This window comes from Pseudomonas mandelii, from assembly GCF_002251635.1.
In the GTDB taxonomy this organism is placed as follows: Bacteria; Pseudomonadota; Gammaproteobacteria; order Pseudomonadales; family Pseudomonadaceae; genus Aquipseudomonas; species Aquipseudomonas mandelii_B.
This window is the reverse complement of the sequence record NZ_NMOJ01000074.1, coordinates 22,380-32,115: the sequence shown is the minus strand read 5'-3', so window position 1 is coordinate 32,115 and position 9,736 is coordinate 22,380. Positions and strand designations below refer to the sequence as shown.

Genomic DNA, 9,736 nt, shown 5'->3' with positions numbered 1-9,736 from the left:
AGGGCAGGGCGGTCATCAACCCGCCACCAACACCCGAATCGCTTCCAGTCGCAGCGCCGCTTTGTCGAGCATGGCCAGGCCTTGCTCGCGTTGCTGGCGCAGGGCAACCANTTCGCTGTCACGCACGGTCGGGTTCACCGCTTGCAGTGCGGTCAGGCGCGCCAGCTCTTCGTCGGTATCCGCTGCCAGGCGGCGCTTCGCCTCGGCCACACGCTCGGCGTGGCGCGGGGTGATCTTTTCTTCGCCGGCGTTGATGCGCGGCGTCAGCTGATCGCGCTGGGCCTGCACGAACTTGTTGGCGCTGGCGCGTGGCACGCTTTCCAGTTGGTCGTTCAGGGTTTCNAACGACACCCGGGCCGACAGGTCGTTGCCATTGGCATCNAGCAGGCTGCGCANGGCGGCTGGTGGCAGGTAGCGGCCCAGTTGCAGCGAGCGCGGCGCAACCACTTCACTGACGTAGAGCAGTTCCAGCAACACGGTGCCCGGCTTGAGCGCCTTGTTCTTGATCAGCGCCACGGCGGTGTTGCCCATGGAACCGGACAGCACCAGGTCCATGCCGCCCTGCACCATTGGGTGTTCCCAGGTGATGAACTGCATGTCTTCGCGCGACAGCGCCTGGTTGCGGTCGTAGGTGATGGTCACACCTTCGTCGTCACCCAGCGGGAAGCTGGCGTCGAGCATTTTTTCGCTGGGCTTGAGGATCAGTGCGTTTTCCGAATGGTCTTCGCTGTCGATGCCGAACGCGTCGAACAGGGTTTCCATGTAGATCGGCAGGGCGAACTGATCGTCTTGCTCAAGGATGTCTTCCACCAGTGCATCGCCTTCACCCGCACCGCCGGAGTTGAGCTCCAGCAAGCGGTCGCGACCGGTGTGCAGCTCTTGCTCCAGGCGCTCACGTTCGGCACGGGCTTCGTCGATCAGGGCTTGCCACTCGCCGTCGTCGGCGTTTTCCAGCAGCGGCAGCAGGCGTGGGCCGAACTGATGCTGCAAGGCGTTACCGGTCGGGCAGGTATTGAGGAACGCGTTCAGCGCCTCGTGGTACCACTGGAACAGACGCTCTTGCGGGCTGGTTTCCAGGTATGGCACGTGCAGTTCGATCACATGCTTCTGGCCGATTCGGTCCAGACGGCCGATCCGCTGTTCCAGCAGGTCAGGGTGGGACGGCAGGTCGAACAGCACCAGGTGGTGGGAGAACTGGAAGTTGCGACCTTCACTGCCGATTTCGGAGCAGATCAACACTTGTGCGCCAAATTCTTCGTCGGCGAAGTAGGCAGCGGCGCGGTCACGTTCGAGGATGTTCATGCCCTCGTGGAACACCGTGGCCGGGATGCCGGAACGCACGCGCAGGGCGTCTTCCAGGTCCATGGCGGTTTCGGCGTGGGCGCAGATCACCAGCACTTTGGTGCGTTTGAGCATTTTCAGCTGGTCGATCAGCCACTCGACGCGCGGGTCGAAGCGCCACCAGCGGTTTTCTTCCTCAACGTCCGGCTGCGACTGGAAGCTGACTTCCGGGTACAACTCGGCGTGTTCGCCCAGCGGCAACTCGAGGTATTCGTCCGGGTTCGGCAGCGGGTAGGCGTGCAGCTTGCGCTCCGGGAACCCTTGCACGGCGGCACGGGTATTACGGAACAGCACGCGGCCGGTGCCGTGGCGGTCGAGCAACTCACGCACCAGGCGTGCGCTGGCTTCGGTGTCGCCATCGTTGACGGCGGTGAGCAGCGCTTCACCTTCGTCACCGAGGAAACCCTGGATAGTCTTGTGTGCGGTCGGCGACAGGCGGCCCTTGTCCAGCAGCTCCTGCACGGCCTCGGCCACCGGGCGATAGTTCTCGCTTTCGGCGCGGAAGGCGTGCAGGTCGTGGAAGCGGTTCGGGTCCAGCAGGCGCAGGCGCGCGAAGTGGCTGTCCTGGCCCAGTTGCTCCGGGGTGGCGGTCAGCAGCAGAACGCCGGGAATGACTTCGGCCAGTTGCTCGACCAGCGAGTACTCAGGGCTGGCTTTCTCTTCGTGCCACACCAGGTGGTGCGCTTCGTCGACCACCAGCAAGTCCCAGCCGGCCGCGAACAGCGCGTCCTGGGCCTTCTCGTCGTCAACCAGCCACTCCAGCGCCACCAGCGCAAGCTGGGTGTCTTCGAACGGGTTGGCGGCATCGCTTTCGATAAAGCGTTCTTCGTCGAACAGTGCAACCTGCAGGTTGAAGCGGCGGCGCATTTCCACCAGCCACTGATGCTGCAGGTTTTCCGGGACCAGGATCAGCACGCGGTTGGCGCGGCCCGACAGCAACTGGCGATGAATCACCAGGCCGGCTTCGATGGTTTTACCCAGGCCCACTTCGTCCGCCAGCAATACCCGTGGCGCGATACGGTCGGCGACTTCACGGGCGATGTGCAGTTGGTGAGCAATAGGTTGCGCACGCACGCCGCCCAGGCCCCACAGCGAGGATTGCAACTGGCGGCTGGTGTGTTCCAGCGTGTGGTAGCGCAGCGAGAACCAGGCCAACGGGTCGATCTGCCCGGCGAACAGACGGTCGCTGGCCAGGCGGAACTGGATGAAGTTGGACAGTTGGGTTTCCGGCAGGGTGACCTGCTCGTTCTGCCCATTGAGGCCGTGGTAGACCAGCAGGCCGTCGACGTCGTCGACTTCCTGTACGGTCATTTTCCAGCCTTCGAAATGGGTGATGGAGTCACCCGGCGAAAACCTCACACGAGTGAGGGGCGCATTCCGTAGCGCATACTGACGAGTGTCGCCAGTGGCCGGATAGAGCACGGTCAACAAGCGGCCGTCCTGTGCCAGAACGGTGCCTAACCCCAGCTCTGCTTCGCTGTCACTAATCCAGCGTTGCCCCGGTTGATACTGCTGCGCCATGCTGCCTGACTCCCACCTTGAAAAAGCGGGCTATCTTAACGGAATGAGGGCTTCAGGGCCAAAGGACTCTCATAAAAACTCGCACTCTTACGTTAGCCCAGGGACGCGATGCTTGCAGGTCGGGGCACCAATCGGTGCCAAGCCGGTCACAGTTTGCGACCGATGGCTCAAGTCGCCATCCCCGCAGCCGACAGCCTGCTGACAGGAGACTAAATAATTATGCTGCCACCGATGCTCCCCTTGAGTGCCGTGCCGATCACGTCACAGCAGGACCCGATCCGCCAGCGCCCGGATATTCCGCCTGTGGTGCCGGTGCAGGAAAGCTCCAACGAAAGCACCATCGACCTGCAGCAGCGCGATCCAGAAGAAGCGGCTTTTCAGCTGCGCGAGGAACAGCGGCGCAAGCAGGAGCGGGAACGGCGTCGTCGTGAAGCCGATGAGGACCCGGAGGAGCACCTGGCGATCCCCGGCGATGTATTGAATGCCGACAATACCGTGCCGGTGGTGCCGCTGATCGAAGATGCGCCGCGCCAGGGGTTGTGGGTCGATATCCAGATTTGAGGTTGTGGCTGGTCAGCGCTGCCGTGAGACCGCATTATTGTGACAACCCTGCCATACGATGTACTGAGCACCATGAACCAAGACGACAAGCTGATTGATCTCAATTCCGAACGCGCCAAGCGNGTNCATGACTTGAATGACAAGCGCCTGAATGAAGTTCGCCAGGCATTTGAGCAGGCGATGCCGCTTGGCAAAGTTAAGAAAAAGCCCAAGAACAAGCCGAAAAAGCGTTGAAACAACCTGCATCTGTTGATGCAGGTCAGTTATTACCCTTCTTTAAGCCCCGTCGCGGGCGACATTGATCCCGGTCAATTTTCCAATCCGCCTTCTCTATTAACTTAGCCCTATCGCAACAGGGCATGAGCAGGAGGCCCGTCATGTTTTTCGACAACGTGGTGATCGCCGGGGTGCTGACAGTCGGCCTCATGGTTCTGTTTTTCGCAGGGTTCGGATTTTTTATCTGGAAGGATTCGCATAAGCGTAAACCGTAGTTCTTTCTGGATGTAATGAGCACGCAAGGCATTTTGGGCAACTTCGGTTGCCCTTTTTTTTGCCTGCGATTTGGGGATGGGGGCTTCTTTGGAGCCTTTTTGCGAAGGCGGCCTGATAGCCGACCTGTCTCTGCGTGGTGTACATATCCATTCCTGCGGTAACGGCCGCTTATGGTTTCGCTCTTACAGCGAGTCCCTTTTGGCAAACGCCCCAAAAAAGTAAGCAAAAAAACGCTCGCCCCAAGCGTCCGGCCCCTCGCCTAGGCTCGGCGTTCCTTCGCTCCGGCATTCATCNGGGGGCATCGCCTCCGGTCGGCTTCGCTTCGACCTCCTCTCGATGTGTGCGGCTTCGCCGCACGGCGCTACGCGCCCACCCCCCAGATGAACGCCTCCACTCAGCCTCCCGAAGGGGCGGGCAGATCAAGATCAAGAGCAGGCGAGCTAACGCTCGGCCTAATGAGTGGTGAGAAGCCTCGGGCGTACACCGTCCATTGTAGGAGTGAGCCTGCTCGCGAGGCATTCTCATGGTCAACCGATCTCTTTCAACAGACCAGCAATGCCAAGTTGCAGGCCATAAAAAAGGCGCGAACCTCTCGGAACGCGCCTCTTTTGTCGCAGCGATGTATCAGCTGCCCAGTGCCTTCGATGCCAGCCAGAACAGGCCGGCCGACAGGGCCACTGTCGCGGGCAGGGTCAGGACCCAGGCCATCAGAATGGTCTTCACCGTGCCGCCTTGCAGGCCGCTTTTATTGGCAACCATGGTGCCGGCAACGCCGGAAGACAGTACGTGAGTCGTGGAAACCGGCAGGCTGAAGATGTTGGCCAGGCCAATCATGCTCGCCGTGGTGATCTGCGCCGACATGCCCTGGGCATAGGTCATGCCCTGCTTGCCGATCTTCTCACCGATGGTCAGCACCACACGTTTCCAGCCCACCATGGTGCCCAGGCCCANGGCCAGGGCGACCGCCAGAATCACCCAGAACGGAGCGTATTCAGTGGTGGNGGTCAGGTCTTTGCGCAGCTTGTCGAGGTCGGACTTCTCACGCGCATCCAGGCCCGGCAGCTTGCCGACTTTCTTCGCGGTGTCATCCAGGCAGAGCAGATAACGACGCACTTCGATGCGGCTTTCCGGCGACAGCGAGTGGTAATCCGCTACACCTTTAAGGGTGCCGAGGAGGGCGGTGATGGTCGGTTCGGTCTGTTGCGGGTTGCAACGGAATTTCTCCGGCAGATCGCCTTCCACGCTTTTGCCCAGGGCCAGGTACTCGCCCAGGGTGTCGGCGTTGCGCTTGTAGAACTGGCTCAGGTGCACGGTGGCGTCGCGAGTCCGTTCGATCTGGTAGGTGGTGCTGCCCAGGTCGAGTACGAACTGCGCCGGCACGATACCGATCAACACCAGCATGATCAGGCCGATCCCTTTCTGACCATCGTTGGAACCGTGCACGAAGCTCACGGCCATTGCGGAAATCACCAGCACCAGGCGATTCCAGAACGGCGGGTGTTTCTTGTCGTCGATCTTGCGGCGCTGTTCCGGTGTCTTGTGCATCTTCGACAGAGGACGCCACCATTTCAGACCGATCAATATCAGAGCTGCGACCAGGAAGCCAGCCATCGGCGAGAACACCAGGGAGGCACCGATATCGACCGCTTTCTGCCAGTTCACACCGTCAGCCAGGGGGATATCGTTGATCAGGGCATTGGCCAGGCCGACACCGAGGATCGAGCCGATCAGGGTGTGGGAGCTGGAGGCCGGGATACCGAAGTACCAGGTGCCCAGGTTCCAGGTGATCGCCGCTGCCAATAACGAGAAGACCATGGCCAGCCCGTGACCGGTGTTCACATTGATCAGCAGCTCTACCGGCAGCAGGTGGACGATGGCATACGCCACGCCGACACCGCCCAGCAGTACGCCGAGAAAGTTGAACACACCGGAAAAGAACACCGCCAGATGCGGCGGCATGGCTTTGGTATAGATGACTGTGGCCACCGCGTTAGCGGTGTCATGAAAGCCATTGATGAACTCGAAGGCGAGGACAAAGGCAAGGGCGAGCAACAGGCTCACTAGAACCCAAGCATCCAGTCCGCTGAATAAATCGATCATGAAGGTTTTCTGACCCGGTCGTAAGGGGGCGCGATTATGCCAGAAAACCTCANTAATCGATGCACTAGGTGCTCATCGGTAACATTCTTCAACGAATTAGTTTGTGACGATAGCCTATCCCCGAGGTTTTTACCGGGTTTTGCAAGTCATTGAATTCAGATGAAAAGGCCGCAGCCACAAGGGTTTCTCTCGTGAGGCCGAGAGGCTTGAACACTTGTGTGAAATATCTGAGAGGAGGGTCAGGCAAGTGCCATTTACCTCATCCGCAAGGTGAGGTGGCCGCTGCCCGCTTGTAGCGGGCGCGAAAGGCATCATCAGAACACCCCGCTTTTAACGGGTGCCGATGCAGACCCTGAAAGGATTCAGGCCGAAGTAATCAGGGTTCTTCGGCTTTGAGTTCCTTTTCCATCTTCTGCAATTCCTGGGTGAATGCCTGATCTTGAANACTGGCGCGCTTGCGCCATGGTTTGCGCTCCGGCTCAGGCTGCGCGGCGTAGGTGGTGACTTCCCCGCCGTAAACGTCCTTGTAACGTTGTTCCTGGCGCTCAAGTTCCGCGCGCAGTTCGTCTTTCGTCACAGTGCTACCTGTATGAGTTGAGATAAATTCTGGTGAAACGCGCTGCATCGAATCTATTGACCACACTCGTCGAAAGGCCAATGCCCGATAAAGGCATCGTTTTTTACGGCGTGCGAACAATACTTCCATGTTGCAGGCGGCCACGGCACCAGAGAAAAACAGCTGACGTAGCATCAGTTACCTGTTTCAGCGAGCGCGTTGGCGGAACATATGAAATGAGCGTCAAGCGCTTGCTGCAGGCAGCGACGATAGAAAACCGGGCTGCCGGGTAGCGGAACCGGCACGTAAAAACCGCTTCGCCACTGAGGTGCATTATAGCGGTCGATCCGAAGAACACTATCGCTTGAGAGTTAAAAGTAGTTCTACCTGTGTGATTGTTTTGTTACTCACAACTTTCAGCGGTAACTAGGGTGTGGATGATGTCACATTGCGACGATGTCTTTCTGACGCCATAAAGTCGAACAAGTTAACCCCACTACATCAGCCCTTAATCAGCGAAGAATAAAAGCATGTAGCGGACACTGCGCAAATCAGCGCGGATAAGGTGGCCATCGCCTGTAAGGCCGATTGCGATTATCGGTCGATGGTTCGATAATCGCCCAATCTTGCGGCCTGTGGCTTGTGTGCCGGACCCGAAGCCGCATGTAATAGCCGCTGAGCCGTGTAGGAAAAGGACCTGATATGAACGATCAAATGCGCAATTCCTTCGCTTCAGCGGCGCCGCCGATCGTGGCTTCACCGGCCAAGCGCATCCAGGCGCTGACCGGNGACCCGGATTTCATGACNTCCCTGGCCCGGGGATTGGCGGTGGTTCAAGCGTTCCAGGAGCGCAAGCGCCACCTGACCATTGCCCAGATCAGCCACCGTACCGAAATCCCCCGCGCCGCTGTGCGACGTTGCCTGCACACCCTGATCAAACTCGGCTACGCCACCACCGACGGTCGCACCTATTCGCTGCTGCCCAAAGTGCTGACGCTCGGCCATGCCTACTTGTCCTCGACGCCACTGGCGGTGTCGGCCCAGCCGTATCTGGACCGCATGAGCGAGCAACTGCATGAAGCCTGCAACATGGCCACGCTGGAAGGCGACGACATCCTTTATATCGCTCGCTCGGCGACCACACAACGCCTGATTTCCGTGGACCTGTCGGTGGGCGGGCGGTTGCCCGCGTATTGCACGTCCATGGGCCGGATTCTTCTTGCGGCACTGGACGACACGTCGCTGCGCGAATACCTCGACCATGCGGAGTTCCAGGCCAAGACCAGCCGAACCTTGCACACCCCCGAGGCGTTGCTCGAATGTCTGCAAGAAGTGCGGCAACAAGGCTGGTGCATCGTTGACCAGGAACTGGAGCAGGGCCTGCGCTCNATTGCTGTTCCGGTGTACGACGCTTCGGGCCAGGTAGTGGCCGCGCTCAACGTCAGTACCCACGCCGGACGGGTCAGCCGCAACGAGCTGGAGCAGCGTTTCCTGCCTGGTTTGTTGAGCGCCAGTCGTGACCTCAGTGCCCAGTTGTTTGCCTAAGCTGTTCGATAAACGCACAGAGTTGCGTTTATCGAATTGACGCTGTTTCCCCAAGATCACTAATGTCGCGGCAGCGCCAGCCTTGGCTGGCACATGTCCGACTGCGTTCTTGCGTGGAATAAAAATAATGAACCAGCCTCAGTCTGCTGTAGGGAACTGCCTCGATGTGCAGTCCTTCATCAATGCTCAACCCATTTCGCGCTACCAGTGGCGCGTGGTGATCCTGTGTTTCCTGATTGTGTTCCTTGATGGCCTCGACACCGCCGCCATGGGGTTTATTGCGCCCGCGCTGTCCCAGGACTGGGGCATCGANCGAGCCAGTCTCGGCCCGGTAATGAGTGCCGCGTTGATCGGCATGGTCTTCGGCGCACTGGGCTCCGGTCCCTTGGCTGACCGCTTTGGGCGAAAAGTCGTACTGGTCGGCGCGGTATTGTTGTTCGGGGCTTTCAGCCTGGCCTCGGCTTACAGCACCAACGTCGATCAACTGCTGGTGCTGCGCTTCCTCACCGGCCTGGGCCTCGGCGCCGGGATGCCGAACGCCACCACGNTGCTCTCCGAATACACTCCCGAGCGCCATAAATCGCTGCTGGTGACCAGCATGTTCTGTGGATTCAACCTGGGCATGGCCGGTGGCGGGTTTATCTCGGCCAAGCTGATCCCGGCGTTCGGCTGGCACAGTCTGCTGCTGATCGGCGGGATTCTGCCGTTGATCCTCACCGTCGTGTTGCTGTTCTGGCTACCGGAGTCGGCGCGTTACCTGGTCGTGCGCAACCGTGGCACCGACAAAGTGCGCAAGGCCCTCGCACCGATCGATCCGACGGTCGTCGCCCAGGCGTCGAGCTTCAGCGTGCCGGAACAGAAAACCGTCAAGGCCCGCAACGTGTTCGCGGTGATCTTCTCCGGCACCTACAGCGCCGGCACCTTGTTGCTGTGGCTTACCTACTTCATGGGCCTGGTGATTGTTTACCTGTTGACCAGTTGGCTGCCAACCTTGATGCGCGACAGTGGCGCCAGCATGGAACAGGCCGCGTTTATCGGTGCATTGTTCCAGTTCGGAGGGGTACTGAGTGCGGTGGGTGTGGGCTGGGCAATGGACCGGTTCAATCCGCACAAAGTCATCGGTATTTTCTATCTGCTTGCCGGGGTGTTTGCCTACGCGGTAGGGCAGAGCCTGGGCAATATCACACTGCTGGCGACCTTGGTGCTGATTGCCGGGATGTGTGTCAACGGTGCGCAATCGGCAATGCCGTCGCTGGCGGCGCGTTTTTATCCGACCCAAGGGCGCGCGACCGGGGTGTCGTGGATGCTCGGGATTGGCCGGTTCGGCGCGATTCTCGGCGCGTGGATGGGCGCCACGTTGCTGGGCCTGGGCTGGAACTTCGAGCAAGTGCTGACGGCACTGGTGATCCCGGCCGCGTTGGCGACTCTGGCGGTGGTGATCAAGGGCATGGTCAGTCATGCGGATGCGACCTGAGTCCGGATTTCAACATCTTCGGTGCGTTTGAGGGCCTCTTCGCGGGCAAGCCCGCTCCCACAAGGATTGCGCATCAACCTGTGGGAGCGGGCTTGCCCGCGATGCTTTTAAGGATCGGTAGTCAGACAACAATCTGTTCGATAAAC

General features: G+C 59.8%; 8 protein-coding genes. 5 read left to right on the top strand and 3 right to left on the bottom strand.

The window, feature by feature from the left end:
- Positions 1-15: 15 nt before the first annotated feature.
- A complete protein-coding gene (gene rapA / locus B7L09_RS10670) occupies positions 16-2,862 on the bottom strand; it encodes an RNA polymerase-associated protein RapA (RefSeq protein ID WP_094468766.1) in 2,847 nt (948 codons plus the stop codon).
- Positions 2,863-3,081: 219 nt separating this feature from the next.
- Here rapA and B7L09_RS10665 point away from each other — a divergent pair, with 219 nt between their 5' ends.
- From B7L09_RS10665 to ccoM, 3 genes are all read left to right on the top strand, one after another.
- On the top strand, positions 3,082-3,423 hold the full coding sequence (locus B7L09_RS10665) for an aspartate-semialdehyde dehydrogenase (protein WP_094468765.1): 342 nt from the start codon (positions 3,082-3,084) through the stop codon (positions 3,421-3,423).
- A gap of 72 nt (positions 3,424-3,495) precedes the next feature.
- Positions 3,496-3,657 (top strand): hypothetical protein, encoded by a 162-nt coding sequence (locus B7L09_RS31980; RefSeq protein ID WP_094468764.1) that lies wholly within the window; start codon positions 3,496-3,498, stop codon positions 3,655-3,657.
- Positions 3,658-3,800: 143 nt separating this feature from the next.
- The gene (gene ccoM, locus B7L09_RS32615; protein WP_010462558.1) at positions 3,801-3,914 is read left to right on the top strand and encodes a cytochrome c oxidase subunit CcoM; all 114 of its coding nucleotides are present in this window, start codon (positions 3,801-3,803) and stop codon (positions 3,912-3,914) included.
- Positions 3,915-4,539: 625 nt separating this feature from the next.
- Here the strand turns inward: ccoM and B7L09_RS10650 are convergent.
- Both B7L09_RS10650 and B7L09_RS10645 read right to left on the bottom strand, forming a co-directional pair.
- The gene (locus tag B7L09_RS10650) at positions 4,540-6,015 is read right to left on the bottom strand and encodes an inorganic phosphate transporter (RefSeq protein ID WP_094468763.1); all 1,476 of its coding nucleotides are present in this window, start codon (positions 6,013-6,015) and stop codon (positions 4,540-4,542) included.
- 376 nt (positions 6,016-6,391) lie between these two features.
- Positions 6,392-6,592, bottom strand: a complete 201-nt coding sequence (locus tag B7L09_RS10645) for a hypothetical protein (protein ID WP_094468762.1) — start codon at positions 6,590-6,592, stop codon at positions 6,392-6,394.
- Positions 6,593-7,273: 681 nt separating this feature from the next.
- Here B7L09_RS10645 and pcaR point away from each other — a divergent pair.
- A complete protein-coding gene (gene pcaR, locus B7L09_RS10640) occupies positions 7,274-8,116 on the top strand; it encodes a pca regulon transcriptional regulator PcaR (RefSeq protein WP_094468761.1) in 843 nt (280 codons plus the stop codon).
- 127 nt (positions 8,117-8,243) lie between these two features.
- Positions 8,244-9,590 carry a 4-hydroxybenzoate transporter PcaK gene (pcaK, locus tag B7L09_RS10635; RefSeq protein WP_094468760.1) on the top strand — a complete coding sequence of 449 codons (1,347 nt, stop codon included), beginning with the start codon at positions 8,244-8,246 and terminating at the stop codon, positions 9,588-9,590.
- Positions 9,591-9,736 lie beyond the last annotated feature (146 nt).